This window comes from Streptomyces actinomycinicus, from assembly GCF_016741775.1.
Taxonomy (GTDB): domain Bacteria; phylum Actinomycetota; class Actinomycetes; order Streptomycetales; family Streptomycetaceae; genus Streptomyces; species Streptomyces actinomycinicus.
Genome location: NZ_JAERRK010000018.1, coordinates 63,616 through 89,729, shown reverse-complemented (window position 1 = coordinate 89,729; position 26,114 = coordinate 63,616). Strand labels below are relative to the sequence as shown.

Genomic DNA, 26,114 nt, shown 5'->3' with positions numbered 1-26,114 from the left:
TAGTTATGGCACGGCGATACGACACCAACGACGCGACCGACCGCGTGACGGGTCTGCGTGAGGCCGCTTCCGCCGTCCGCCGGGGCGAGCTGGTGGTGCTGCCGACCGACACGGTGTACGGCATCGGCGCCGACGCGTTCTCCTCCGAGGCGGTCGCCGACCTGCTCGCCGCCAAGGGCCGGGGCCGCAACATGCCCACGCCTGTGCTCATCGGCTCCCCGAACACGCTGCACGGCCTCGTCACGGACTTCTCCGAGCTGGCCTGGGAGCTGGTCGACGCGTTCTGGCCCGGTGCCCTGACGCTCGTCGCCAAGCACCAGCCGTCCCTCCAGTGGGACCTCGGCGACACCCGTGGCACGGTTGCCGTGCGCATGCCGCTGCACCCGGTCGCCATCGAGCTGCTCACCGAGGTCGGCCCCATGGCCGTGTCCTCCGCGAACCTGACCGGCCACCCGGCGCCGGAGGACTGCGACGCCGCCCAGCAGATGCTCGGGGACTCCGTCTCCGTGTACCTCGACGGCGGCCCCACCCCCGGCAACGTGCCGTCGTCCATCGTGGACGTCTCCCGTGAGGTGCCGCTGCTGCTGCGGGAGGGCGCGATCTCCCCGGACGAGCTGCGGAAGGTCGTACCCGACCTCGAGGTGGCGAATTGACGGCCCCTGAAGCGGGGCGTGGCATAGGCCGCGGGGTTCACAGCGCGGAGGAGACGACGACGTTCGGGTTCCCGCGCGACACCTTCCGCATCCTCCATGTCAGCACCGGCAACGTGTGCCGCTCGCCCATCACCGAGCGGCTGACCCGCCACTTCGTCGCGGAGCGGCTCGGCGTGCTCGGCGGCGGGCTGATCGTGGAGAGCGCGGGCACCTGGGGTCACGAGGGTGCGCCCATGGAGACCAACGCGGAGGCCGTGCTGACCGAGTTCGGCGCGGACGCGACCGGCTTCGTGGGCCGGGAACTGCTGGACGAGCACGTGATCATGGCGGACCTCGTGCTGACCGCCACCCGCGACCACCGCGCCCAGGTCATCTCGATGGGCCATTCGGCGGGCCTGCGCACCTTCACGCTGAAGGAGTTCACCCGCCTGGTGCGCGCCATAGACCCGACCACCCTGCCGCCCCTGGAGGACGGCGTGGTCATGCGCGCCCGCGCCCTGGTCCGTGCTGCCGCCGCGCTGCGCGGCTGGCTGCTGGCGCCGACCGCGGAGGCGGACGAGGTGTACGACCCCTACGGGGCGCCGTTGACGTTCTTCCGGTCAGTCGGGGACGAGATACGGGACGCGCTGGACCCGGTGGTGACGGCGCTGACGGGGGTGCCCGCGCGGGCCTGAGCGGGGCAGGGAAGGGGTGCGACGGTCGCGCGCCCCCCGTGGCCCGGGCCTACATTGGGGTTACGTCACCGTCGACCGCCCGGAGCCCGTCATGTCGGTCACCACTGCTCACGAGACCGATGTCCTGCGGCGGCAGGACCCGGCGATGGCCGAGATCCTGTTCGGGGAGCTGGCCCGGCAGTCCACCACGCTGCAGCTGATCGCCGCCGAGAACTTCTGCTCGCCGGCCGTCCTGGCCGCGCTGGGCTCGCCGCTCGCCAATAAGTACGCCGAGGGCTACCCGGGTGCCCGGCACCACGGCGGCTGCGAGATCGTGGACGTCGCCGAACGCGCCGCCGTCGACCGGGCCAGGGACCTCTTCGGTGCCGAGCACGCCAACGTCCAGCCGCACTCCGGTTCCTCGGCCGTCCTCGCCGCCTACGCGGCCCTGCTGCGCCCCGGGGACACCGTCCTCGCCCTCGGCCTGCCATACGGCGGCCACCTCACCCACGGTTCCCCGGCGAACTTCTCCGGCCGCTGGTTCGACTTCGTGGGATACGGCGTGGACGCGGAGACCGGGCTCATCGATCACGACCAGGTGCGCCACCTCGCCCGCAACCACCGTCCGAAGGCGATCGTGTGCGGCTCCATCTCCTACCCCCGCCACATCGACTACGCCTTCTTCCGTGAGGTCGCCGACGAGGTCGGCGCCTATCTGATCGCCGACGCCGCGCATCCGATCGGGCTGGTCGCCGGGGGAGCGGCACCCAACCCGGTGCCGTACGCGGACATCGTGTGCGCGACCACCCACAAGGTGCTGCGCGGCCCGCGCGGCGGGATGATCCTGTGCGCTGCCGAACTGGCCCAGCGCGTCGACCGGGCCGTCTTCCCCTTCACCCAGGGCGGCGCCCAGATGCACACCATCGCCGCCAAGGCCGTCGCCTTCGGCGAGGCGGCGACACCGGCGTTCTCCGTGTACGCCCATCAGGTGGTCGCCAACGCCCGGGTGCTGGCCGGTCACCTGGCCGCCGAGGGCCTGGCCGTCACCACCGGCGGCACGGACACCCACCTGATCACCGCGGATCCCGCCCCGCTCGGCGTGGACGGCCGCACCGCCCGCGGCCGGCTCCTGGCGGCCGGCCTGGTGCTGGACTGCTGTGCGCTGCCGCACGGCGACGGCCGCGGGCTGCGCCTGGGCACGGCGGCGGTGACCACGCAGGGCATGGGGGAGCCGGAGATGGTGCGGATCGCGGCGCTGCTGGCGGCCGTGCTGCGCGGGCGGACGGAGCCGGCGGTGGCGCGGGAGGAGGTGCGCGCGCTCACCGCCCAGTTCCCGCCGTATCCCGGCTGAGCGGGGGTAGACGCAGTTCGTGCCCCGGGGTGTGCGTCCCGTCGCGCGCCCCGGCCGCGACCCTGGTGGGCCGGGGTGCGCAGCCCAGCATGCAACCATCGTCGCTACCCGGAAGTCCTCATCCATATGCGTCCCTCGCTAGGGTGTGGGGCTGTGATGGCCAGCGAGACCTGTGGGGAAGCCCGTGCGTGAATACCTGCTGACGCTCTGCATCACGGCCGCGGTGACGTATCTGCTGACGGGGCCGGTACGGAAGTTCGCGATCGTGGCCGGGGCGATGCCGGAGATCCGGGCACGTGACGTGCACCGGGAACCCACTCCGCGCCTCGGCGGTATCGCCATGTTCTTCGGTCTGTGCGCGGGATTGCTGGTCGCGGACCACCTGGCCAACCTCAACGAGGTCTTCGCCAGGTCGAACGAGCCGCGGGCGCTGCTCTCCGGAGCCGCCCTGATCTGGCTGATCGGTGTCCTGGACGACAAGTTCGAGATCGACGCGCTGATCAAGCTGGGCGGTCAGATGATCGCGGCGGGCGTGATGGTCATGCAGGGTCTGACGATCCTGTGGCTGCCCATCCCCGGCGTCGGCAACGTGGCGCTGACCCAGTGGCAGGGCACGCTGCTGACGGTCGCGCTCGTCGTCATCACGATCAACGCGGTGAACTTCGTGGACGGCCTGGACGGTCTCGCGGCCGGCATGGTGTGCATCGCGGCAGCCGCGTTCTTCCTGTACGCCTACCGCGTCTGGGTGTCGTACGGCATCGAGGCCGCGGCCCCCGCGACGCTCTTCGCGGCGATCCTGATGGGCATGTGCCTGGGCTTCCTGCCGCACAACATGCACCCCGCGCGGATCTTCATGGGCGACTCGGGCTCGATGCTGATCGGCCTGGTGCTGGCGGCCGGCGCGATCTCGATCACCGGCCAGCTCGACCCGGACGCGCTGAACCTGTACGCGGGCTCCGAGAAGGCCGCGGTGCACCAGACGGTCCCGGTCTACATCCCGCTGCTGCTGCCCCTGACGATCATCGCCGTACCGGCCGCCGACCTGGTCCTGGCGATCGTCCGCCGTACCTGGCGCGGGCAGTCGCCGTTCGCCGCCGACCGCGGCCACCTGCACCACCGCCTGCTGGAGATCGGCCACTCGCACAGCCGGGCCGTGCTGATCATGTACTTCTGGTCGGCGCTGATCGCCTTCGGGGCGCTGGCGTACTCGGTGAACTCGGCGTCGATGTGGATCGTGCTGGGCGTGGTCTTCCTGAGCGCGGTCGGCCTGGTGCTGCTGCTCCTGCCGCGCTTCACGCCGCGCGTGCCGGTGTGGGCGCAGCGGTTCGTGCCGCCGCGGTACCGCAGGCGGCGCCAGGCGGTGGGGGAGGCCCTGGCCGCCGAGCAGGACGCGGCGCAGGCCCCGGAGCGGACGCCGGTCCCGGCGGGGGCGCCGGGCGTCAACGGCGCGACGGCCGTCGGCCCTCGTTCGCGTTTCGCCGATCGCCGTTGAGACGCTCAAGGTAAGAATCTGACTAGAGCATTGCCAAGTCGTGGGGGAGCAAAGCGCCCTAATACCAGACAAGTGGGCGCTGTTTTTGCACAGACGCGCACTGTCACTCTCATGTGTGACAGCGGGCACACCAACCAGGTAAAGACCTCATCAAATAGTTTGTGATACGGTTCACGAGAACCCCGGATAGAGCCGAAGGACCTGAGTGCGACGGTCCGAAGGTGTGAGGTCTCGATCACTCAGCCCGGGACTACGCTCGTCCATGACGACACCTGCCCCCTGTGAAAGCGGAGTTGCCGCCATGCCGTCCAATGACGTCCGGAACCTGGCCCAGGCCGCCGTGCCCACGGCCGCCGTCGGCGCGATTGCCGCCGCCGTCGGTGGTGTGGTCGCGGGCGGCAAGGGAGCCATCGGGGCCGTCGTCGGTACGGCGGTCGTGATCCTGTTCATGGGGATCGGTCTCTACGTGCTCCAGCGCACCGCCAGGTCTTTCCCGCAGCTGTTCCAGATGATGGGTCTGATGCTCTACGCGGCCCAGCTGCTGCTGCTCGTCGTCTTCGTCGCTCTTTTCAAGAACACGACGCTGTTCAATCCCCGCGCCTTCGCCATCACGCTCGTGGTCACCACCCTGACGTGGATCGCCGCGCAGACGCGTGCGCACATGAAGGCGAAGATCCTCTACGTCGATCCCGATGCCTCGTCGAAGGGCGACAAGCCCGAGAAGACGGGGCACTCGTCGTGAGAGGTAGGGCCGGGATAAAGGCGCACGAGAGATGCTGCTATCGTCCGGTGCCAACTGCGGCATCGCGGGCGCGGGCATCTGAGCTGACGCCTGCTCGATCGCGAGGCTCGATGCCCCCCGGCCGCCCCCACATCCGTAACACCAGTCCCGTGCCGACCCGCGGCCGCACGCCGCGCCGACACAACGAGGTTGCCGTACCTATGCGCCACGATGAAGGAGCCCGCGGTGAGTGCTGACCCGACGCAGACGCTCGCTTTCGACACGAGCTGCCACCTGTTCGACGGGTGCGGCTTCCCGGCTCCGGGCCTGCACTCGTTCCTGTTCAAGCCGCTCTGGGGCGACGCGGACAGCAACTTGTACTTCAACAAGACGATGCTGCTGGCGCTCCTCGGTTCCATCATCATCGTGGGCTTCTTCTGGGCCGCCTTCGCCAAGCCGAAGGTCATCCCGGGCAAGCTCCAGCTGGTGGCCGAAGCCGGTTACGACTTCGTCCGTCGCGGTGTCGTCTACGAGACCATCGGCAAGAAGGAAGGCGAGAGGTACGTCCCGCTCGTCGTCTCGCTCTTCTTCTTCGTCTGGATGATGAACCTCTGGTCGATCATCCCGGTGGCCGCCTTCCCGGTCACGGCGATCATCTCGTACCCCGCGGTCCTCGCCGGCATCGTCTACATCCTCTGGGTCTCGCTGACGTTCAAGCGGCACGGTTTCGTCGGTGCCTTCAAGAACTTCACCGGCTACGACAAGACGCTCGGCCCCGTGCTGCCGCTGTCGATGACGATCGAGTTCTTCTCGAACCTGCTGGTGCGGCCCTTCACCCACGCCGTGCGACTCTTCGCGAACATGTTCGCCGGCCACACGCTGCTGCTGCTGTTCACGATCGCCAGCTGGTACATGCTGAACGGCATCGGTATCGCCTACTCCGGTGTCTCGTTCGTGATGGTCATCGTGATGACCGCCTTCGAGCTCTTCATCCAGGCTGTTCAGGCGTACGTCTTCGTACTGCTGACCTGCAGCTACATCCAGGGCGCGCTCGCCGAGCACCACTGAGCACCCCGACCACCCACCCAGACATCCGGTGGCCAACCCCCACCGGTCATTGAAAGAGAAGGAAGAACCGGCATGTCCGCTCTCCAGACCCTTGCCGCCGGCGTCGAGATCAAGGGCAACCTCGGCTCGATCGGTTACGGCCTCGCCGCGATCGGCCCGGGCGTCGGCGTCGGCATCATCTTCGGTAACGGCACGCAGGCCCTGGCCCGCCAGCCCGAGGCGGCCGGCCTCATCCGCGCCAACCAGATCCTGGGCTTCGCCTTCTGTGAGGCGCTCGCCCTGATCGGTCTGGTCATGCCGTTCGTTTACCCGAGCTCCTGACCCGACCGTCGCCCTTTAGACGAAAGGCACTGATATGAGCCCCCTGGTTCAGCTGGCGGCTGAGGAGGCCGAAAACCCCCTCATCCCGCCGATCCCAGAGCTCGTCATCGGCCTGATCGCCTTCGTCATCGTCTTCGGCTTCCTCGCCAAGAAGCTCCTCCCGAACATCAACAAGGTTCTGGAAGAGCGTCGAGAGGCCATTGAGGGCGGTATCGAAAAGGCCGAGGCCGCGCAGACCGAGGCCCAGAGCGTCCTTGAGCAGTACAAGGCCCAGCTCGCCGAGGCCCGGCACGAGGCCGCGCGCCTGCGCCAGGAGGCGCAGGAGCAGGGTGCCGCGCTCATCGCCGAGATGCGGGCCGAGGGCCAGCGGCAGCGCGAGGAGATCGTCGCCGCCGGTCACGCCCAGATCGACGCCGACCGCAAGGCCGCCGCGTCCGCGCTGCGTCAGGACGTCGGCAAGCTCGCCACCGACCTGGCCGGCAAGCTCGTCGGTGAGTCCCTCGAGGACCACGCCCGCCAGAGCCGTGTGATCGACCGCTTCCTCGACGAGCTCGAGGAGAAGGCCGAGGCCACGCGATGAACGGAGCGAGCCGCGAGGCCCTGGCAGCCGCACGGGAGCGTCTCGACGCGCTGACGGACTCCACGTCCGTGGACGCCGCGCAGCTCGCCGACGAGCTGGCGGCGGTCACCGCGCTGCTCGACCGCGAGGCCGGCCTGCGCCGGGTAATCACCGACCCGGCGCAGCCCGGAGAGGCGAAGGCGACGCTGGTCCAGCGGCTGATCGGCGGCCAGGTCAGCGGTGCCACCGCCGACCTGGTGGCCGGAATGGCCCGGTCCCGCTGGTCGCAGCCGCGTGACCTGGTGGACGCGCTGGAGGAGCTGGCGAGCATCGCCGACCTCACGGCCGCGGAGAAGACGGGCACCCTCGACGACGTCGAGGACGAGCTGTTCCGGTTCGGCCGGATCGTCTCCTCCAGCACCGAGCTGCGCGCCGCGCTCACCGACCGTGCCGCCGGCACCTCGGCCAAGACCGAGCTGCTGCACCGGCTCCTCGGCGGGCGGGCCAAGCCGGCCACCGAGCGTCTGGTGACGCGCCTCGCGACCGTGCCGCGTGGACGTAGCCTGGAAGCGGGACTGGAGTCCCTGTCCAAGCTCGCCGCGGAGCGCCGGAACCGTGTGGTCGCCGTCGTCACCTCGGCGGTGCCGCTGAGCGACGGGCAGAAGGAGCGTCTCGGCGCTGCGCTGGCCAAGCTCTACGGGCGCCGGATGCACCTCAACCTCGACGTCGACCCCGAGGTCGTCGGCGGGATCCGGGTGCAGGTCGGTGACGAGGTCATCAACGGCTCGATCGCGGACCGGCTGGACGAGGCCGCCCGCCGCATGGCGAGCTAGCAGCAACTCTCGACACGTCGAGAAGAAGCAGTACGTACTTACGGCCCTGGTTGGGCCGTGCAGAGGATTCACCTCTTTCAGGGGGGAGTCCCCATCCCCCCCCCAAGTGAAACTTCGGGCCCAACAAGGAGAGCAGGGAACCCAGATGGCGGAGCTCACGATCCGGCCGGAGGAGATCCGGGACGCGCTGGAGAACTTTGTCCAGTCGTACAAGCCGGACGCGGCCTCGCGCGAGGAGGTCGGTACGGTCACCCTTGCCGGCGACGGCATCGCGAAGGTCGAGGGCCTCCCCTCGGCCATGGCCAACGAACTGCTGAAGTTCGAGGACGGCACCCTCGGCCTCGCCCTCAACCTCGAGGAGCGCGAGATCGGTGCCATCGTCCTCGGTGAGTTCAGCGGCATCGAGGAGGGTCAGCCGGTGCAGCGCACCGGTGAGGTCCTCTCCGTCGCGGTCGGCGAGGGCTACCTCGGCCGTGTTGTCGACCCGCTCGGCAACCCGATCGACGGTCTCGGCGAGATCGAGACGTCCGGCCGCCGCGCCCTCGAGCTGCAGGCCCCCACGGTCATGCAGCGCAAGTCGGTGCACGAGCCGATGGAGACCGGCTACAAGGCCGTCGACGCGATGACCCCGATCGGCCGTGGCCAGCGTCAGCTGATCATCGGTGACCGTCAGACCGGCAAGACCGCCCTGGCCGTCGACACGATCATCAACCAGCGCGACAACTGGCGCTCTGGCGACCCGAAGAAGCAGGTCCGCTGCATCTACGTCGCCATCGGCCAGAAGGGCTCCACCATCGCCGGCGTGCGCCGCGCGCTGGAGGAGAACGGCGCCCTGGAGTACACGACCATCGTCGCCGCCCCGGCGTCCGACCCGGCCGGCTTCAAGTACCTGGCGCCGTACACCGGTTCGGCCATCGGTCAGCAGTGGATGTACGAGGGCAAGCACGTCCTCATCATCTTCGACGACCTGTCGAAGCAGGCCGACGCCTACCGCGCCGTGTCGCTGCTGCTGCGCCGCCCGCCGGGCCGCGAGGCCTACCCGGGTGACGTCTTCTACCTGCACTCCCGTCTGCTGGAGCGCTGCGCCAAGCTCTCCGACGACATGGGTGCCGGTTCGATGACCGGTCTGCCGATCGTCGAGACCAAGGCCAACGACGTCTCGGCGTTCATCCCGACCAACGTCATCTCCATCACCGACGGCCAGTGCTTCCTGGAGTCGGACCTGTTCAACGCCGGTCAGCGCCCCGCGCTGAACGTCGGTATCTCCGTCTCCCGAGTCGGTGGTTCCGCGCAGCACAAGGCGATGAAGCAGGTCTCCGGCCGTCTCCGTGTGGACCTCGCCCAGTTCCGTGAGCTGGAGGCGTTCGCCGCCTTCGGTTCCGACCTGGACGCCGCCTCGAAGTCCCAGCTGGAGCGCGGTCAGCGCATGGTCGAGCTGCTGAAGCAGGACCAGTACCAGCCGATGTCCACCGAGGACCAGGTCGTCTCCGTCTGGGCCGGCACCACCGGCAAGATGGACGAGGTTCCCGTCGCCGACATCCGCCGCTTCGAGAAGGAGCTGCTGGAGTACCTGCACCGCAAGGAGCAGGGCCTCATGACCTCCATCCGCGAGGGCGGCAAGATGTCCGACGACACCCTCACGGCCGTCGCCGACGCGATCGTGGAGTTCAAGAAGCAGTTCGAGACCTCGGACGGCAAGCTGCTCGGCGAGGACGTTCCTGCCGCTGCCGCCAAGTGACGTAAGGAAGGGACCTGACTCATGGGAGCCCAGCTCCGGGTCTACAAGCGTCGCATCCGATCCGTCACCGCGACCAAGAAGATCACCAAGGCGATGGAGATGATCGCCGCCTCGCGCGTCGTCAAGGCGCAGCGCAAGGTGGCGGCCTCCACGCCGTACGCGCGGGAACTCACCCGCGCGGTCACGGCGGTCGGTACGGGTTCGAACACCAAGCACCCGCTCACCACGGAGACGGAGAACCCGAGCCGTGCCGCGGTCCTGCTCCTCACGAGCGACCGTGGTCTGGCCGGTGCCTTCAACTCCAACGCCATCAAGGCGGCGGAGCAGCTGACCGAGCGCCTGGAGCGCGAGGGCAAGCAGGTCGACACGTACATCGTCGGCCGGCGCGGTGTCGCCCACTACAACTTCCGTGAGCGCAAGGTCGCGGAGTCGTTCACGGGCTTCACCGACGAGCCGTCGTACGCGGACGCCAAGAAGGTCGCGGCACCCCTGATCGAGGCGATCGAGAAGGACACGGCCGAGGGTGGTGTGGACGAGCTCCACATCGTCTTCACCGAGTTCGTCTCGATGATGACGCAGACGGCGCTCGACGCCCGGCTGCTGCCGCTGCGTCTCGAAGAGGTCGCGCAGGAGGCCAAGCCGCAGGGCGAGATCCTCCCGCTGTACGACTTCGAGCCCTCGGCGGAGGACGTCCTCGACGCCCTGCTGCCGCGCTACGTGGAGAGCCGCATCTACAACGCGCTGCTCCAGTCGGCCGCTTCGAAGCACGCCGCCACGCGGCGCGCGATGAAGTCGGCCACCGACAACGCGGGCGAGCTGATCAACACGCTCTCCCGTCTTGCCAACGCGGCCCGCCAGGCCGAAATCACCCAGGAAATCAGCGAGATCGTCGGTGGCGCGAGCGCCCTGGCCGACGCGACCGCGGGGAGTGACCGATAAATGACCACCACTGTTGAGACCGCGACGGCTACGGGCCGCGTCGCCCGGGTCATCGGCCCGGTCGTCGACGTGGAGTTCCCCGTCGACGCGATGCCGGACATCTACAACGCCCTTCACGTCGAGGTGGCCGACCCGGCCAACGCCGGCGAGAAGAAGACGCTGACCCTGGAGGTCGCCCAGCACCTGGGTGACGGCCTGGTCCGCACCATCTCCATGCAGCCCACCGACGGTCTGGTCCGCCAGGCCCCGGTCGTCGACACCGGCAACTCCATCACGGTGCCCGTCGGTGACTTCACCAAGGGCAAGGTGTTCAACACCCTCGGTGAGGTGCTGAACGTCGACGAGAGCTACGAGGGCGAGCGCTGGGGCATCCACCGCAAGGCCCCGAACTTCGACGAGCTCGAGTCGAAGACCGAGATGTTCGAGACCGGCGTCAAGGTCATCGACCTGCTGACCCCGTACGTCAAGGGCGGCAAGATCGGTCTGTTCGGTGGCGCCGGCGTCGGCAAGACGGTGCTCATCCAGGAGATGATCTACCGCGTCGCCAACAACCACGACGGTGTCTCCGTGTTCGCCGGTGTCGGTGAGCGCACCCGTGAGGGCAACGACCTCATCGAGGAGATGACCGACTCGGGCGTCATCGACAAGACCGCGCTGGTCTTCGGTCAGATGGACGAGCCCCCGGGCACCCGTCTGCGCGTCGCGCTGGCCGGCCTCACCATGGCCGAGTACTTCCGTGACGTCCAGAAGCAGGACGTGCTGTTCTTCATCGACAACATCTTCCGCTTCACCCAGGCGGGCTCCGAGGTGTCGACCCTGCTCGGCCGCATGCCCTCCGCGGTGGGTTACCAGCCGAACCTGGCCGACGAGATGGGTCTCCTCCAGGAGCGCATCACCTCGACCCGTGGTCACTCGATCACCTCGATGCAGGCGATCTACGTCCCCGCGGACGACCTGACCGACCCGGCCCCGGCCACCACCTTCGCCCACCTCGACGCGACGACGGTTCTGTCCCGTCCGATCTCCGAGAAGGGCATCTACCCGGCCGTGGACCCGCTGGACTCGACGTCCCGGATCCTGGACCCCCGCTACATCGCGGCGGACCACTACAACGCGGCCATGCGCGTGAAGACGATCCTGCAGAAGTACAAGGACCTGCAGGACATCATCGCGATCCTCGGCATCGACGAGCTGGGCGAGGAGGACAAGCTCGTCGTCCACCGTGCCCGTCGTGTGGAGCGCTTCCTGTCGCAGAACACCCACGTCGCCAAGCAGTTCACCGGCGTGGACGGCTCGGACGTGCCGCTCGACGAGTCGATCGCCGCGTTCAACGCGATCTGCGACGGCGAGTACGACCACTTCCCCGAGCAGGCGTTCTTCATGTGCGGTGGCCTCGAGGACCTCAAGGCCAACGCCAAGGAGCTGGGCGTCTCCTGAGCCTCGCGCTCGTCTGAGGGGGCGGGCGCGTCCCGCCCCCTCATCCACGCCCTCTAGAATTGACCCCAACACCCGGCGCCCCTGCCGGGTGGTGACCCGAGGAGCCACCCTTGGCTGCTGAGCTGCACGTCGAGCTGGTCGCCGCCGACCGCCAGGTCTGGTCCGGTGAGGCCACCCTGGTCGTCGCGCGCACCACGTCCGGCGACATCGGCGTCATGCCCGGTCACCAGCCGCTGCTCGGTGTGCTGGAGTCGGGCCCGGTGACCATCCGTACGAGTGAAGGTGGAACGGTCGTCGCCGCGGTGCACGGCGGTTTCATCTCCTTCGCGGACAACAAGCTGTCCCTGCTGGCCGAGATCGCCGAGCTGTCGGACGAGATCGATGTCCAGCGGACGGAGCGGGAGCTGGAGCGCGCGAAGGCGGAGGGCGACGCCGCCGCCGAGCGACGCGCGGACGTCCGACTGCGCGCTGCGACGGCGCGCTGAACCAGCCGCGCTGTAAGTTGACGTCACTCAGCCGCGGCCGGCCCGGAGTAATCCGGTGCCGGTCGCGGCTGAGGCAGATGTGGGTGTTTTTTCCGTTTCATTACTCAGTAACAAGAGCAGCGCTGCTGCCGGGGAGACGAGGAGGTCGGTGCCGATGGTCCTCGCTCTGACTGTGTGCGGGATCGTGGTCGCGCTCGTGGTGGTGGGGCTGTTCCTGTTCGGGCTGCGCCGCAGACTGATCCAGCGTTCCGGCGGCACCTTCGACTGCTCCCTGCGCTGGGACGTGGCCGAGAAACCGGACGCCGGCGGCAAGGGCTGGGGCTACGGGGTCGCCCGCTACAACGGCGACCGCATCGAGTGGTACCGGGTCTTCTCCTACGCCCCCCGCCCGCGCCGCGTCCTGGAGCGCGCGCAGATCGAGGTGGCCGGCCGCCGGCTGCCCGACGGCGAGGAGGAGCTGGCGCTGCTGTCCGACGCGGTGGTGCTGGCCTGTACGCACCGGGGCACGCGCCTGGAACTCGCCATGAGCGAGGACGCGCTGACCGGATTCCTCGCGTGGCTGGAGGCGGCCCCGCCCGGACAGCGGGTGAACGTGGCGTAGCCGCATCCACTCCCCCGGCCGGGGCCGAGGGGGAGCGAATGCGGCTCTGAGCGGGAACCGCCGCTTACAGGTTGCTGCTGATGGCGTTCACCAGCTCGCCGTTGCCGGTGTCACCGCTGAACTCCCAGAAGAACGCGCCGCCGAGGCCCTGGTTCTTGGCCCACGCCATCTTCGAGGCGATGGTGGCGGGGGTGTCGTACGACCACCAGTTGCTGCCGCAGTGGGCGTACGCGGTGCCGGCGACCGTGCCGGTGGCCGGGCAGGACGACTTCAGGACCTTGTAGTCCTCGATGCCCTGCTCGTAGGTGCCGGACGCCGGGCCGGTGGCCGTGCCGCCGGGGGCGTCCTGGGTGACGCCGGTCCAGCCGCGGCCGTAGAAGCCGATGCCGATGAGCAGTTTCCTGGCGGGGACGCCGATCGCCTTGAACTTGGCCATCGCGTCGGCGGTGGTGAAGCCCGCCTTCGGGATGCCGGAGTACGAGGTGAGCGGGGAGTGCGGGGCGGTCGGGCCCTTGGCGTCCCAGGCACCGAAGAAGTCGTACGTCATCACGTTGTACCAGTCGACGTACTGGGCGGCGCCCGCGTAGTCCGCGGCCTCGATCTTGCCGCCGGAGGAGGCGTCGGCGGTGGTGGCCGCGGTGACGAGGTTGCCGGAGCCGAACTTGGCGCGGAGTGCGGCCATCAGGTTCTTGTAGGCCGCCGCACCACTGGTGTCACAGGACAGGCCGCAGGCGTTCGGGTACTCCCAGTCGATGTCGATGCCGTCGAAGACGTCGGCCCAGCGCGGGTCCTCGACCAGGTCGTAGCAGGACTGGGCGAAGGCGGCCGGGTTCTTCGCGGCCTCGCCGAAGCCGCCGGACCAGGTCCAGCCGCCGAAGGACCACAGCACCTTGATGTTCGGGTACTTGGCCTTCAGCTGGCGCAGCTGGTTGAAGTTGCCGCGCAGCGGCTGGTCCCAGGTGTCGGCGGTGCCGCTGACCGACTGGTCGGCGGTGAAGGCCTTGTCGTAGTCGGCGTAGGAGTCGCCGATGGCGCACTTGCCGCCGGTGACGTTGCCGAAGGCGTAGTTGATGTGGGTGATCTTGGCGGCGGAGCCGGACGTCACGAGGTTCTTGACGTTGTAGTTGCGGCCGTAGATGCCCCACTCGGTGAAGTAGCCGAGCTTGACCTTGTCGCCGGTGGGCGGGGGAGTGGTGCCGCCGCCGGTGGTGTGCACCTTGACCGCGCCGCTGACCGGGCCGGTCTGGTCGGCGGTGTCGCGGGCCTGGACGGTGTAGGAGTAGTCGGTGCCGGCGGTCAGTCCGGTGTCGGTGTACGACGTGGTGGTGACCGTGGCGACCTTGGTGCCGTCGCGCAGGACGTCGTAGTTCTTGACGCCCTTGTCGTCGGTGGCCGCGCTCCAGCCGAGCTTCACCGAGGTGTCGGTGACCGAGGAGGCGGTCGGGGTGCCGGGGGCGGAGGGGGCCGCGTCACCGGGGACCGTCGTGCCGTCGCAGCTGTCGCCGTTCAGCTTGCAGTTGGAGGGGGAGCCGGGGCCCGCTCCGTTGAAGCCGAAGGAGACGGTGGCGCCCGGGGCGATGGTTCCGTTGTAGGACTTGTTCTTGGCGGTCCAGTGGGTGCCGGAGCCGGTGACGTCCGCGTCCCAGGCTGAGGTGACGGACGTGCCGGAGGGGAAGTCCCACTCGACGGTCCAGGAACTGATGCTGCTGCTGCCGGTGTTCTTGATGGTCCACTGGCCACCGAAGCCGGTGCCCCAGTCGCTGGTCTTGGTGAAGCTCGCCGTCGTGTTCGGCGCGGCCTGGGCGGGGCTCGCGAGTCCGACCAGGCCGGCCAGGGGGAGCAACAGGCTCGCGAACCCTGCCGCGGCTCTGTGTCTGAAGCGCATGCTGCGCCTCCCTCGTCATCGGGGGTGTCAGGGGCATGACTGAGCCTTCACGCCCCTGCGGTGCTGCGAGGGTAGAAAGGTCTGGACCACAGGTCAATAGGTCTGGACCACTCCGGGCGCGGTTCGCTAAACGCCCAACTCCCGGGCCAGCACGGCCGCTTGCACCCGGCTGCGCAGCTCCAGCTTGGCCAGCAACCGGCTGACGTGCGTCTTCACCGTGCCCTCGGCCATGTCCAGCCGGTCCCCGATCTCCGCGTTCGACAACCCCTCGCCGATACAGCCCAGCACCTCACGCTCCCGCCGGGTGAGCCCCTCCAGCACGGCCGGGTCGGCCGTCGTCTCCCGCGCCGGTCCCGCGGCGAATTCGGCGAGCAGCCGCCGGGTCACGGCCGGCGCCACGATCCCCTCCCCGCCCGCCACCGTCCGCACCGCGTCCAGCAGTGCCCGTGCCTCGGTGTTCTTCAGCAGGAAGCCGGCCGCCCCGGCCCGCAGCGCCCCGAACACGTACTCGTCCAGGTCGAAGGTGGTCAGCACCAGGACGTCCGCGAGCTGCTCGGCGACGATCCGCCGGGTCGCGGTCACCCCGTCCAGCACCGGCATCTGCACATCCATCAGCACCACGTCAGGCCGCAGTTCCCTGGCCAGCGAGACCGCCCGCTCCCCGTCCGCCGCCTCCCCGGCCACCTCGATGTCGGGCGCACTGCCCAGGATGAGCACCAGCCCGGCGCGGACGGCGGACTGGTCCTCGGCGACCAGGACGCGGATCATGCGGGATCTCCTTCGGTGAGCGGAAGCGTGGCGCGTACGGTCCACAGGGCGCCCCGCGGTCCGGCCCCGAACGTGCCGCCGAGCAGCGCGGTCCGCTCCCGCATCCCGGTGAGACCGGCACCGGAGCCGGGTGCGCGGGGGGTGTCGCCGGGCCGGTAGGGGCTGGTCACCCGGATGTCCAGGGCCTCCTCGTCCTGCCGGAGGCGGACCCGGACGCACCCCTTCGCGGCGTGCTTCAGGGCGTTGGTCAGCGCTTCCTGCACGATCCGGTAGGCGGCGAGTTCGACCGGGGCGGGCACCTTGCCGTGTCCGGCGTCGAGCGTGACCTCCAGGCCGTTGGCGCGGGCGCTTTCCACCAGGGCGCCGAGGCCGTCCAGTGTGGGGGACGCGGCCGGTTCCCGGTCGCCGGAGCCGTCGCGCAGGATGCCGATCAGCCGGCGCATCTCGGCCAGCCCCGCCACGCTGTTCTCGCGGATGACGGCCAGCGCGTCCCGGCTGGTCCGCGGGTCGTCGATGGAGAGGGCCGCCGTGGAGTGGATGGCGATGGCCGACAGGTGGTTGGCGACCATGTCGTGCAGCTCGCGTGCCATCCGGGACCGTTCGGCGGTGACCGCCTGCGTGCGGTCCATCTCGGCCAGCAGCGCCGTCTGTTTGGCCCGGAGCCGGGCCGCCTCGGCGGCATCGCGGTGGTCGCGCACGAGCACCCCGGTGGCGGCCGGGCCGAACGCGACCACGCCGACGCCCACTCCGATGAGCAGGCCCTGCGGGTCCCGCCAGAGCGCGGCGGGCACCACCCCGGCGACGACCGTGAGCATCCCCGTCACCCACGGGATACGGCGGGCGGCGGCCGGGGTGCCGTACAGCACGGCCGCGTACATCAGGTCGGTGTACAGCACGATCGTGACGATGCTGCCGAGGGTCACCGTGTCAAGGACCAGCGCCGCCGTGCCGATGAGCAGCCCGGTGCGGGGCATGATGCGGCGCAGCGGTTCGCAGGCGGCCGTCACGGCGAGGGGCACGAGCGCGGCCCAGGACGCGTGCCACAGCACGAGGCCGTCCGTGTCGAGGCGAGGGTGGATCCCGAGCGCCCAGAGCAGCACCCCGCCGAGCAGCCCGCTGACGGCGATGCGCCAGTCGTCGCGGTGCGGGCGGGCAAGTGCGAGGGACATGCTCCCATCCAACACGGCCCCCGGCCGCCGTGCCTGCTCCCGGGGAACGGTCCCGGACTGCGACTTTCGCTTACGGCGGTCTCGTCGGCGCCGACGATGATCCGGGCGCCGGCCCACGGGAGCCTGGAAGGGTGAACGAGGGGAGCGAACCGTGATCGTCGGACTGATCATCGCCTGTGAGGTGGCGTTCTGGGTGCTGCTGGCGGCCGGCCTGGCCTTCCGGTACGCGCTGCGGATGCCGCGCACCGGCCTGGCCCTGCTGCTGTGCGAGCCGCTGCTGGAGATCGTGCTCTTCGCCGTCACCGCGATCGACCTCAAGAACGGCGCCGAACCGGACTGGCGGCACGGCCTCGCCGCGGTCTACATCGGCTTCACGGTGGGCCTCGGCCACTCCACCATCACCTGGGCGGACGCCCGGGCGGCCCACCGCTTCGCCGGCGGCCCGCCCCCGGTGAAGCCCCCGAAGTACGGCACCGCCCGCACGGTGCACGAGTGGAAGGTGGCCGGCCGCTGGGTCCTGGCGTCCGTCGTCGCCATGGCCCTCCTCCAGGGCGCGGTCTGGTACGTGGGCGACGACGGCGACACCGGGTCGCTGCGGGCCTGGCAGACGCGCATGCTCTGGGTGATCGGCGTCAACCTGCTCATAGCGGCCAGTTACACCCTCTTCCCCAAGCGGGAACCCGAGGACGGGAAAATCGGAAATCCGCTCGACTCCGAGGCGGGCAGCGGGAGATCATCCCGGTGATGACACGCACCGATACGCCTCCCGCCTGGGACGAGCGCACGCAGCTGACCACCTTCCTCGACTACGTCCGGGCCACCGCGCGCGCCAAGTGCGAGGACCTCAGCGACGAGAACGCCGCCAAGGCACTCCTGCCCGGCTCACCGCTGATGACCCTGAGCGGGCTGATCAACCACCTGCGCTGGGTCGAGTACTACTGGTTCCGGGTCGTCTTCCTCGGTGAGGAGGACGAGGGCCCCTGGACCGACGAGGACCCGGACCGGGAGATGCGCATCGCCGTCGACCTCCCGCTGTCCCAGCTGCTCGACGAGTACGCGTCGGAGTCCGCGCGGCACAACGAACTGATCGCCGCGCACGACCTGGACGCCAGGGCGCAGCGCAAGCGGGACGACGGCAGCGCCGTCGACCTGCGCTGGATCGTGCTGCACCTCATCGAGGAGACGGCCCGGCACAACGGCCACCTCGACATCCTGCGCGAGCTGGCCGACGGCCGGACCGGCGTCTGACCGGACCCGGAGGGACCTAGCGCTCCCCGCCCGGCACCCACAGCACGTCGCCGGCCTCCCGGTTGGCGCTGCGGGCCAGGATGAACAGCAGGTCGGAGAGGCGGTTGAGGTAGGTCGCGGTGAGCGGGTTCATCGTCTCGCCGTGGACCTCCAGGGCCTGCCAGGTGGAGCGCTCGGCCCGGCGGACCACCGTGCACGCCTGGTGCAGCAGGGCGGCGCCCGGGGTGCCGCCCGGCAGGATGAAGGAACGCAGCTTCTCCAGGCGTTCGTTGAAGCGGTCGCAGTCCGCCTCCAGCTTGTCGATGTAGAACTGCTCGACCCGCAGCGGCGGGAACTCCGGGTTCTCCACCACCGGCGTCGACAGGTCCGCACCCACGTCGAACAGGTCGTTCTGGACGCGGGTGAGGACCGGGACGATCTCCTCGTCCAGGCCGCCCAGCGCGATGGCGGTGCCGATGACCGCGTTGGCCTCGTTGGCGTCCGCGTAGGCGGAGATCCGGAGGTCCGTCTTGGGCACCCGGCTCATGTCACCGAGGCTGGTGGTGCCCTGGTCGCCGGTCCTGGTGTAGATGCGCGTCAGATTGACCATGTGGCCAGCGTAGTTACGCTCCGGCCGTCCGGAACACCCGTGTGCCCACCGTCACGGCCAGCGCCGCGAAACCGACGGCGACGAGAACGCCGTACAGCATGTGCGGGGTCGCGTACGCGCCGACGTACGCGTCACGGACGGCGTCCACCAGATAGCGGAACGGTACGAGGTGCGAGAGCACGTCCAGCCAGCCCGGGGCGAGGCTCATCGGGAGCATCAGGCCGGACAGCAGCATCGACGGCATCGACACCGCGTTGATCAGCGGGCCGAACTCCTGCGGGGTGCGGGCCTTCATACCGAGGGCGTACGACACCGAGGCCAGGGAGAGCGTGAGCAGGCCGACGAACGCGAAGCCGATGAGGACGCCCGCGAGCGGTGCCCGCAGGCCCATCACCAGCGCCGCCAGCACCAGCAGCACCGCCTGGAAGACGAAGACCGTGGCGTCCCGCAGCACCCGGCCGAGCAGCAGGGCGAGCCGGTTGACCGGCGTCACCCGCATCCGCTCCACCACTCCCTGCCCCTTCTCGATGATGATCGTGAATCCTGCGAACAGCGCGCCGAACAGGCCGAGTTGCAGCAGCAGGCCCGGGACGAGCACCTGCCAGGAGGTGCCCCGCCCGCCCAGCGGCAGGCGGGTGAGCAGCGGGCCGAAGAAGAGCAGGTAGAGCAGCGGCGTCAGCACCCCGAAGAGCAGGGCGAAGCGGGAGCGCAGGGACTGGCGGAGATAGCGGCCGTAGATCAGGGCCGTGTCATGAAGCAGCATCGGGGTTCCTGTACGTCCGGTACGGCCTAGACGGCCACGGGGGCGGAGTCGGCCGGGGCGGGGCGGCGGCCGGTGACGGCGAGGAAGGTGTCCTGGAGCGTGGCGTCGAGCGAGCCGCCGTAGCGCAGTTTGAGTGCGCCCGGGGTGCCCTCCGCGGCGACCGTGCCGGCGTCCACGATCACCAGCCGGTCGGCGAGGGCGTCCGCCTCGTCCAGGTAGTGGGTGGTCAGGAAGACGGTCGTGCCGTGCTCGTCGCGCAGCCGCCGGACCAGCGCCCACAGGTCGGCACGGCTGCCGGGGTCGAGGCCGGTCGTCGGCTCGTCCAGGAACAGCACCTCCGGGCGGTGGGTGAGCGCCATCGCGATGTCCAGGCGCCGTCGCTGGCCGCCGGAGAGCGCGCCGGTCTTCCGGCCGAGGAAGCCGGTGAGATCCAGGTCCGCGGCCAGTTCCTCGGCGCGGGCGACCGCCCGCGCCTTCGGCAGCCGGTACATCCGGCCCTGGGTGACCAGTTCCTCCATGACGGTGATCTGCGGGTCGACCCCGCCGGACTGTGCGACGTAGCCGCTGGCGCGGCGCACCCCGGCCGGATCCGTCGCCAGGTCGCACCCGGCGACGGTGGCCGCGCCGCCGGTCGGCCTCAGCAGGGTGGTGAGCATGCGCAGGGTGGTGGTCTTGCCCGCGCCGTTGGGTCCGAGAAAGCCGAGGATCTCGCTCGCCTGGACGGTGAGGTCGACGCAGCGGACGGCGTCGACGGGGCCGTTCTTCGTCCGGAAGGTGCGGGCGAGGCCCGCCGTACTGATGACTGCTGGCATGCGCCCAGAAAAACAGAGTCCCTCAAATTTTGCAATGCCTCCAAGTTTTGTGAGGTCCCATTTTTGCGGGCGGCCTACGATGGCCGCATGGCAGAGGGGCTCAGGGAGCGGAAGAAGCGCGAGACCAGGCAGCGCATCTCGGACATCGCCACGGGACTGTTCCTGGAACGCGGCTTCATGGCGGTGACCATGGCGGACGTGGCGGAGGCCGCCGACGTCTCCGTGAACACCGTCTACAACTACTTCCCGGCCAAGGAGGACCTCTTCTTCGACCGCTCCGCCGGGGTCGTCGACCGGCTCGCCCGCTGGGTGCGCGGCCGGGACGCGGGCGAGTCCGCCGCCCGGGCCGTACTGCGGGAACTGCGCGAGGAGGTCGAGGCCGTCTCGCCCCGCGTCGGCCTGATGGAGGGCTACGACCGCTTCATGCGCGTCATCCACGAGGCCCCGCCGCTGCGCTCCCGCCTGTGGAGCCTGCAGCAGGAGATCCACGACAGCCTGGAGGCGGCCCTGCGCGACGAGACCGGCGCCGCCGACGCCGACCCGCTGCCCGATCTGATGGCGGGTCAGATCTGCTGGATCCACCAGACCGTTTTCGTCGCCATCGGCCGCCGGATGCTCGACGGGCGCAAACCGGCCGAAGTGTCACGAGAGGTACTTGTCCTCCTGGACGGCGTCGAGGACCTGTTGAGCGAGAAGGTGCTCAACTACGCCGTCCGGCAGGGGGACTGAGCGGGTACCAAGTCCGTCAAATGAGACGTGACCGGGGTCTCACCCCCTGAGACAGTGACACGCATTACTTACCGTCCTCAAGTCGTCGCGCGAGCGCTATGGTCCGCCGAGGAGAGGCAGACCTTCACCACGTTCATAGGGAGTCGGAGTGGCACGGAAGCTCGCCGTCATCGGGGCCGGTCTCATGGGTTCCGGCATCGCTCAGGTCGCCGCGCAGGCGGGCTGGGACGTCGTCCTGCGGGACGTCACCGACGAGGCACTGAAGCGCGGCACCGACGGCATCGAGGCCTCCTACGACAAGTTCGTCGGCAAGGGCAAGCTGGCCGCCGAGGACGCCGAGGCGGCCCTCGCGCGCATCACCCCCACCACCGACCTGGACGCCGCCGCCGAGGCGGACGTCGTGGTGGAGGCCGTCTTCGAGAAGCTCGAGGTCAAGCACGAGATCTTCCGCGCGCTCGACAAGATCGTCCGCGAGGACGCCGTGCTCGCCTCCAACACCTCCGCCATCCCGATCACCAAGATCGCGGCGGCCACCGAGCACCCTGAGCGGGTCGTCGGCGTGCACTTCTTCTCGCCGGTGCCGATGATGCAGCTCGTCGAGCTGGTCCGCGGCTACAAGACCAGCGACGAAACCCTGGCCACCGCACGGGAGTTCGCCGAGTCCGTCGGCAAGACCTGCATCGTCGTCAACCGGGACGTGGCCGGCTTCGTCACCACCCGGCTCATCTCCGCCCTCGTGGTCGAGGCGACCAAGCTCTACGAGTCCGGCGTCGCCACCGCCGAGGACATCGACCTCGCCTGCAAGCTGGGCTTCGGCCACGCCATGGGCCCGCTCGCCACCGCCGACCTCACCGGCGTGGACATCCTGCTGCACGCCACCGGCAACATCTACACCGAGTGCCAGGACGAGAAGTTCGCCCCGCCGGAGCTGATGCGCCGGATGGTGGACGCCGGTGACATCGGTCGCAAGAGCGGGCAGGGCTTCTACACGTACTGAGTCAACCCGCCCGCGCACGACAGCCCCGGGAGCGTCACTCCCGGGGGTGAATTCGGTATCGGTTCGCTTACAAGCAGCAACCGCACCGCCACTCGCACAGTCAGACGTTGCACAGCACCGTCACGGAGTACGCCAACCGCACTCAACGGGGAGCGATCATGCACATCAGGGGCGACCACGCCGAGCTGGTCGTCGGGGGCCGCCTCGACGTCCGCAGCGCGGCGGACGCCCGTACGGCTCTGCACTCGGCCGTCGACACCGGAGTCGGCGACCTGGTGCTCGACCTGTCCGAACTGGACTCCTGGGACGCCACCGGACTCGGGGTGATCATGGGCGCCCACCGGCGGGCCGGCCGCTGCGGGCGCCGACTCGTACTGCGGGGCGTACCACCGCAGATGCAGCGGCTGCTGGTGGCCACCCGGCTGCACCGCATCCTCGCCATCGAGGGCGGCATCGGAGTGGAGTCACTGCCCCGCGTGTGAGGCGCGAACGGGGGAGAGGCCCGCGCAGACGTGTGAGGTGCGGATGAGGGTCAGGCGCGTACACGTGTGAGGGCGTACGGGGTGTAGCGCGAACAGGTTGAACCGGGTGAGGGGGCAGATCCGGGCGCAGCCGCCGAACCACCCGCCGGAGGCGATCCTCGACGGACCGTGACGACTCGGACCGCACGGCACCCCACCCTGTCGGAATCAGCCGGCGAAGGTTTAGTGTTCGGTCGCCCGCTCCCTCGCGACCCTCGACCGAGCGGGCCCGGACCAGAAGCGACAGCGCGGTGTGCGACAAGGCCGGGAGGGCCGGAATCGCGGGCACACGACGCTTTTGAGGGGCATGAACCCAATGGACCCGATCAACCCGGGACCCGAGGAGCAGGAACCGGCGCACAGCCGCCGCCCGCCCCGGGAATCCCTCACCGCCGACTTCGCCCCGGGCGCGCCCACGCCCGCCCGGATCGTCCAGCTCGTCACGGGTGACCTCCAGCTGACCGTCAACCCGGTCGACGGCAGCGAGATAGAACCCTGCCCGCCCGCCGACCGCCCCGGCGAACCCCGCAAGCGCACCGCCGACGAGCGCGCCGAACGGGAACGTGCCGTCCGGCCGCCGGTACCGCCCGGCCCCGCCCAGCCCCCGGTCTCCCTGCTGGAACGCCAGGACGAACGCGAACGCCTGGTCCGTCTCCTCGCCCGCGGCCGTTCCGTCCGCCTCACCGGCCCGGCCGGCTCCGGCCGCACCGCCCTGCTCGACCTGGTCGCCGAGGACTGCCTGGATCTGGCCCCCGACGGAGTGGTGCGCCTGAACGGCCTCCACCGCACGGCCGCCGACGTGCTGCACGACCTGTTCCACGCCGTCCACGACGCCCCCCGCCACCGCCCCGGCCCGGACGAACTGCTCGCCGGCGTCCGCGAGATCGGTGCCGTCGTCGTCCTGGACGACCTCGGGTTCGGGGGCGGCCCCCTCGACGAACTCCTCGACGCCACCCCCGAGTGCGCGTTCCTCTTCGGCGCCACCCCCGACGTGCCCGCGCCCTCCGCCGAGTCGCAGGTGGAGGAGGTCTTCCTGGCCGGCCTCGACCGCGCCGCCGGCGTGGAGATCCTGGAGCGGACCGTCGGCCGGGTACTGACCGAGGACGAGGCCAACTGGGCCGGCGACCTCTGGTTCGAGTCCGAGGGGCTGCCGTTGCGGTTCGTCCAGGCCGGGGCCCTGCTCCGGCAGCGGGACGAGCTGCGGGCCAGCACCGGCGCGGTGGACGAGTACGGCGTCTTCGAGGACGTACGCCACCCGGAGGACATGCCCGTCGACCTGGAGCAGGACCTCCCGCTGCCCTCCCTCGGCGAGGCCGCGGCCCCCGCCCCGCTGCTCGCCTCCCGGCTCAGCGCCTCCGCCCGGGCCGCCCTCCGCTTCGCGGTCGCCCTCGGCGGCGAGATACCCCACCAGGCCCATCTGCCCGCCCTGGTCGGCGACACCCACGCCGACGCCGCCCTCGGCGAGCTGGCCGGCTGCGGACTGGTCTCGCCCGTGGGCTCCCGCTACCGCCTCGCGGCGGGCGTGCAGGCCCAGCTGGAGGCCGCCGGGTACGCCGAAGACGCCTCCGACCGGGCCCTCACCGCCGCCCAGCACTACGCCTGGTGGGCCGGCCACCCCTCGGTCACCCCGGAACGGGTGTGCGCCGAGGCCGACGCGCTGCTGGCCGCGCTCTCCGCCGCCGTACCGCAGACCACCCCGGCCGCCGAGGACGAGGAGAGCACGGCCGTACGGCTCGCCCGCACCGCCGCGCCCGCCTTCGCCGCCGGACTCCAGTGGAACGCCTGGGAACGGGCCCTGCGCTCCGGTGCGGAGGCCACCCGGCTGGCCGGCGAGGTGCCCGAACAAGCCTATTTCCACCACGAGCTGGGCATCCTCGCGCTCTGCGGCGGTCACTTCGACCGGGCCCGCGCCGAACTGGAGGCGTCGAGCGGGCTGCGGGCCGCCCTCGCCGACAAGCGGGGGACGGTCGCCGGCCGCCGGGCCCTGGCCCTGCTCGCCGACCGGGCCGGCGAGACACCGGGTCTGCCGGCGCTGCCGCCCGCCGGGGAGGAGCGGCCCGAGACCCGGCACGAGGTGCCGACGCCGCCGTACGGCGCTGCGGCCGACACCCTGGTCACCCAGCAGCTGCCGCGCCCCGCGGCCCAGGAGGGCGGCTTCCGGCGCCTGGCCCGCCGCAACATGGTGGCGGCCGGGGCCGGGGCGCTGCTCGCCGCCGTGCTCGGCACGGTCGTCGCGCTCGGCATGACGTCCGACCCGGACGGCGACCGGGACCCGGCCGGCAAGGTCGACGTCAACCCGACCGCCGGCCAGGGGATCGACGGCGGGGGCCTGGGCGCGGACCCGACGCAGGGCGACGGGGACGGCGGCACCGGCACGGTCACCGGCCGGCCGACGTCACCGGGGCCGGACGGCACGTACGGCACGGCGGACGACCCGGCACCGCCGGCGAACACGGGTCACCCCTCCGAGAGCGCCCAGCCGTCCGGCTCCGGCACGCCCTCGCACTCCCCGTCCAAGACGCCCAAGCCGTCGGGTTCTTCGGGAACCTCCGGCGGCGGCTCGACCGGCGGTTCCACGGGCGGCTCCACCGGCGGCGGTACGACGGGCGGCTCCACCGGAGGCACCGGCACCGGCGGTACGACGGGCGGCACCACGGGCGGCACGACGACCGGCGGCACCGGCTCCGGCGGCTCGACCGGCGGCACGACGGGCGGTTCCACGGACGGCACCACGGGTGGCACGACGGGCGACACCACCGGCGGCACGACCACCGGCGGAACGACGACGGGCGGCACGGACGCCGGCACGACCGGCTCCGCCGGCACGACCGGCTCCGCCGGCGGCACGTCGAGCAGCGCCTCGGCGCCGCAGAGCGCGCCGGGGTCGACCGCGCCCCTGATGTGACCCGCCCGGGAGAGGTGGGCCGGCGCAGGTGGCGGTGGTGGGTCAGAAGAGCCTGAGCTTGTCGTCCTCGATGCCCCGCATGGCGTCGTAGTCCAGGATCTGGCAGTTGATGCCGCGGTCGGTGGCGAGGACGCGGGCCTGGGGCTTGATCTCCTGGGCGGCGAAGATGCCGCGGACCGGGGCCAGGTGCGGGTCGCGGTTCAACAGCTCGAGGTAGCGAGTGAGTTGTTCCACGCCGTCGATCTCACCGCGGCGCTTGATCTCCACCGCGACCGTCTGGCCCGCGGAGTCCCGGCACAGGATGTCCACCGGGCCGATCGCGGTCATGTACTCGCGGCGGATGAGGGTGTAGCCCTCGCCCAGCGTCTCGATGCGGTCGGCGAGCAGTTCCTGGAGGTGCGCTTCCACGCCGTCCTTGATCAGGCCCGGATCCACACCGAGTTCGTGCGAGGAATCGTGGAGGATCTCCTCCATCGTGATGATCAGTTTCTCGCCCGCCCTGTTGACGACGGTCCACACGCCCTCGTCCTCGCCGGCGCCCTCCTTCAGCGTGCAGGGCGGCGACATCCAGTTGAGCGGCTTGTAGGCCCGGTCGTCGGCGTGGATGGAGACGCTGCCGTCCGCCTTGACCAGGATCAGTCGGGGCGCCGAGGGCAGGTGGGCGGTGAGCCGGCCGGCGTAGTCGACCGAGCACCGGGCAATGACGAGACGCATGGTCGGCAACGCTACTCGACGCGCGCCCGTGCACGCGATCCGCCCATCCCGCTGCCTGTGAATCGCACCAATTGTCCCTGGAAACTCTTGTTCATCCCTGGCCGATAGTGAGCATGAGCGGACCGTTCCATATACGCAATCTGCTGGTGTGGTCACCGACCGT

The 26,114-nt window shown here is 70.4% G+C and carries 27 protein-coding genes; 20 read left to right on the top strand and 7 right to left on the bottom strand.

The window, feature by feature from the left end:
• Positions 1 to 5: 5 nt before the first annotated feature.
• The 14 genes from JK359_RS28210 to JK359_RS28145 all read left to right on the top strand — a co-directional run bounded on the left by JK359_RS28210 (position 6) and on the right by JK359_RS28145 (position 12,851).
• A complete protein-coding gene (locus JK359_RS28210; protein WP_201841391.1) occupies positions 6 to 653 on the top strand; it encodes an L-threonylcarbamoyladenylate synthase in 648 nt (215 codons plus the stop codon).
• On the top strand, positions 650 to 1,327 hold the full coding sequence (locus JK359_RS28205; RefSeq protein WP_201841389.1) for an arsenate reductase/protein-tyrosine-phosphatase family protein: 678 nt from the start codon (positions 650 to 652) through the stop codon (positions 1,325 to 1,327). The genes JK359_RS28210 and JK359_RS28205 overlap by 4 nt, the downstream gene beginning before the upstream one ends.
• A 91-nt stretch (positions 1,328 to 1,418) precedes the next feature.
• Positions 1,419 to 2,657 carry a serine hydroxymethyltransferase gene (gene glyA, locus JK359_RS28200; protein WP_201841387.1) on the top strand — a complete coding sequence of 413 codons (1,239 nt, stop codon included), beginning with the start codon at positions 1,419 to 1,421 and terminating at the stop codon, positions 2,655 to 2,657.
• 184 nt (positions 2,658 to 2,841) lie between these two features.
• The gene (locus tag JK359_RS28195; RefSeq protein ID WP_201841385.1) at positions 2,842 to 4,149 is read left to right on the top strand and encodes an MraY family glycosyltransferase; all 1,308 of its coding nucleotides are present in this window, start codon (positions 2,842 to 2,844) and stop codon (positions 4,147 to 4,149) included.
• A gap of 301 nt (positions 4,150 to 4,450) precedes the next feature.
• Complete coding sequence (locus JK359_RS28190) at positions 4,451 to 4,891, top strand: Cg1360 family ATP-synthase-associated protein (protein WP_201841383.1); 441 nt, start codon at positions 4,451 to 4,453, stop codon at positions 4,889 to 4,891.
• A 210-nt stretch (positions 4,892 to 5,101) separates the two neighbouring features.
• Positions 5,102 to 5,938, top strand: coding sequence for a F0F1 ATP synthase subunit A (gene atpB, locus JK359_RS28185; RefSeq protein ID WP_201841381.1), 837 nt, complete (start codon positions 5,102 to 5,104; stop codon positions 5,936 to 5,938).
• A 72-nt stretch (positions 5,939 to 6,010) separates the two neighbouring features.
• A complete protein-coding gene (locus JK359_RS28180; RefSeq protein WP_030610088.1) occupies positions 6,011 to 6,259 on the top strand; it encodes an ATP synthase subunit C-like protein in 249 nt (82 codons plus the stop codon).
• A 34-nt stretch (positions 6,260 to 6,293) separates the two neighbouring features.
• Positions 6,294 to 6,839, top strand: a complete 546-nt coding sequence (locus JK359_RS28175) for a F0F1 ATP synthase subunit B (RefSeq protein WP_201822781.1) — start codon at positions 6,294 to 6,296, stop codon at positions 6,837 to 6,839.
• A complete protein-coding gene (locus JK359_RS28170) occupies positions 6,836 to 7,651 on the top strand; it encodes a F0F1 ATP synthase subunit delta (RefSeq protein ID WP_201841379.1) in 816 nt (271 codons plus the stop codon). The genes JK359_RS28175 and JK359_RS28170 overlap by 4 nt, the downstream gene beginning before the upstream one ends.
• A 145-nt stretch (positions 7,652 to 7,796) precedes the next feature.
• A complete protein-coding gene (gene atpA, locus JK359_RS28165; RefSeq protein WP_201841377.1) occupies positions 7,797 to 9,389 on the top strand; it encodes a F0F1 ATP synthase subunit alpha in 1,593 nt (530 codons plus the stop codon).
• 21 nt (positions 9,390 to 9,410) lie between these two features.
• Positions 9,411 to 10,328, top strand: coding sequence for a F0F1 ATP synthase subunit gamma (locus JK359_RS28160; RefSeq protein ID WP_201841376.1), 918 nt, complete (start codon positions 9,411 to 9,413; stop codon positions 10,326 to 10,328).
• The gene (gene atpD, locus JK359_RS28155; protein ID WP_201841373.1) at positions 10,329 to 11,765 is read left to right on the top strand and encodes a F0F1 ATP synthase subunit beta; all 1,437 of its coding nucleotides are present in this window, start codon (positions 10,329 to 10,331) and stop codon (positions 11,763 to 11,765) included.
• Between the two features lie 110 nt (positions 11,766 to 11,875).
• Complete coding sequence (locus tag JK359_RS28150) at positions 11,876 to 12,250, top strand: F0F1 ATP synthase subunit epsilon (RefSeq protein WP_030610105.1); 375 nt, start codon at positions 11,876 to 11,878, stop codon at positions 12,248 to 12,250.
• 154 nt (positions 12,251 to 12,404) lie between these two features.
• The gene (locus JK359_RS28145) at positions 12,405 to 12,851 is read left to right on the top strand and encodes a DUF2550 domain-containing protein (RefSeq protein ID WP_201841371.1); all 447 of its coding nucleotides are present in this window, start codon (positions 12,405 to 12,407) and stop codon (positions 12,849 to 12,851) included.
• Positions 12,852 to 12,915: 64 nt separating this feature from the next.
• Here the strand turns inward: JK359_RS28145 and JK359_RS28140 are convergent, their stop codons facing one another.
• The 3 genes from JK359_RS28140 to JK359_RS28130 form a co-directional block, all read right to left on the bottom strand.
• Positions 12,916 to 14,736 (bottom strand): glycoside hydrolase family 18 chitinase, encoded by a 1,821-nt coding sequence (locus JK359_RS28140; protein WP_201841369.1) that lies wholly within the window; start codon positions 14,734 to 14,736, stop codon positions 12,916 to 12,918.
• A 126-nt stretch (positions 14,737 to 14,862) separates the two neighbouring features.
• Positions 14,863 to 15,504 carry a response regulator gene (locus JK359_RS28135; RefSeq protein WP_201841367.1) on the bottom strand — a complete coding sequence of 214 codons (642 nt, stop codon included), beginning with the start codon at positions 15,502 to 15,504 and terminating at the stop codon, positions 14,863 to 14,865.
• The gene (locus tag JK359_RS28130) at positions 15,501 to 16,673 is read right to left on the bottom strand and encodes a sensor histidine kinase (protein WP_201841365.1); all 1,173 of its coding nucleotides are present in this window, start codon (positions 16,671 to 16,673) and stop codon (positions 15,501 to 15,503) included. The genes JK359_RS28135 and JK359_RS28130 overlap by 4 nt, the downstream gene beginning before the upstream one ends.
• A 151-nt stretch (positions 16,674 to 16,824) precedes the next feature.
• Here JK359_RS28130 and JK359_RS28125 point away from each other — a divergent pair, with 151 nt between their 5' ends.
• On the top strand, positions 16,825 to 17,418 hold the full coding sequence (locus JK359_RS28125) for a hypothetical protein (RefSeq protein WP_201841363.1): 594 nt from the start codon (positions 16,825 to 16,827) through the stop codon (positions 17,416 to 17,418).
• Complete coding sequence (locus tag JK359_RS28120; RefSeq protein ID WP_201841361.1) at positions 17,418 to 17,921, top strand: DinB family protein; 504 nt, start codon at positions 17,418 to 17,420, stop codon at positions 17,919 to 17,921. The genes JK359_RS28125 and JK359_RS28120 overlap by 1 nt, the downstream gene beginning before the upstream one ends.
• A 16-nt stretch (positions 17,922 to 17,937) precedes the next feature.
• On the opposite strand, the gene JK359_RS28115 is transcribed toward JK359_RS28120, so the two are convergent.
• Genes JK359_RS28115 through JK359_RS28105 form a run of 3 tightly spaced genes read right to left on the bottom strand, consistent with a single transcriptional unit; the run spans position 17,938 to position 20,085 of the window.
• Complete coding sequence (locus JK359_RS28115) at positions 17,938 to 18,510, bottom strand: cob(I)yrinic acid a,c-diamide adenosyltransferase (RefSeq protein ID WP_201841359.1); 573 nt, start codon at positions 18,508 to 18,510, stop codon at positions 17,938 to 17,940.
• Positions 18,511 to 18,523: 13 nt separating this feature from the next.
• Positions 18,524 to 19,273: an ABC transporter permease gene (locus tag JK359_RS28110; protein ID WP_201841357.1), complete on the bottom strand. Its 750-nt coding sequence runs from the start codon at positions 19,271 to 19,273 to the stop codon at positions 18,524 to 18,526.
• Positions 19,274 to 19,299: 26 nt separating this feature from the next.
• Positions 19,300 to 20,085, bottom strand: a complete 786-nt coding sequence (locus JK359_RS28105; protein WP_201841354.1) for an ABC transporter ATP-binding protein — start codon at positions 20,083 to 20,085, stop codon at positions 19,300 to 19,302.
• Positions 20,086 to 20,172: 87 nt separating this feature from the next.
• On the opposite strand from JK359_RS28105, the gene JK359_RS28100 reads away from it, so the two are divergent.
• The 4 genes from JK359_RS28100 to JK359_RS28085 all read left to right on the top strand — a co-directional run bounded on the left by JK359_RS28100 (position 20,173) and on the right by JK359_RS28085 (position 25,237).
• On the top strand, positions 20,173 to 20,814 hold the full coding sequence (locus tag JK359_RS28100; RefSeq protein ID WP_201841351.1) for a TetR/AcrR family transcriptional regulator: 642 nt from the start codon (positions 20,173 to 20,175) through the stop codon (positions 20,812 to 20,814).
• 148 nt (positions 20,815 to 20,962) lie between these two features.
• Positions 20,963 to 21,811 (top strand): 3-hydroxyacyl-CoA dehydrogenase family protein, encoded by an 849-nt coding sequence (locus JK359_RS28095; protein WP_201841348.1) that lies wholly within the window; start codon positions 20,963 to 20,965, stop codon positions 21,809 to 21,811.
• 158 nt (positions 21,812 to 21,969) lie between these two features.
• On the top strand, positions 21,970 to 22,293 hold the full coding sequence (locus JK359_RS28090; protein ID WP_014675024.1) for an STAS domain-containing protein: 324 nt from the start codon (positions 21,970 to 21,972) through the stop codon (positions 22,291 to 22,293).
• Between the two features lie 355 nt (positions 22,294 to 22,648).
• Positions 22,649 to 25,237 (top strand): ATP-binding protein, encoded by a 2,589-nt coding sequence (locus JK359_RS28085; protein WP_201841606.1) that lies wholly within the window; start codon positions 22,649 to 22,651, stop codon positions 25,235 to 25,237.
• A 42-nt stretch (positions 25,238 to 25,279) separates the two neighbouring features.
• Here JK359_RS28085 and nucS read toward each other — a convergent pair whose 3' ends face one another.
• Entirely contained in the window at positions 25,280 to 25,951 is a 672-nt protein-coding gene (nucS, locus tag JK359_RS28080; RefSeq protein WP_201841345.1) for an endonuclease NucS, read from the bottom strand.
• Positions 25,952 to 26,114: the final 163 nt, after the last annotated feature.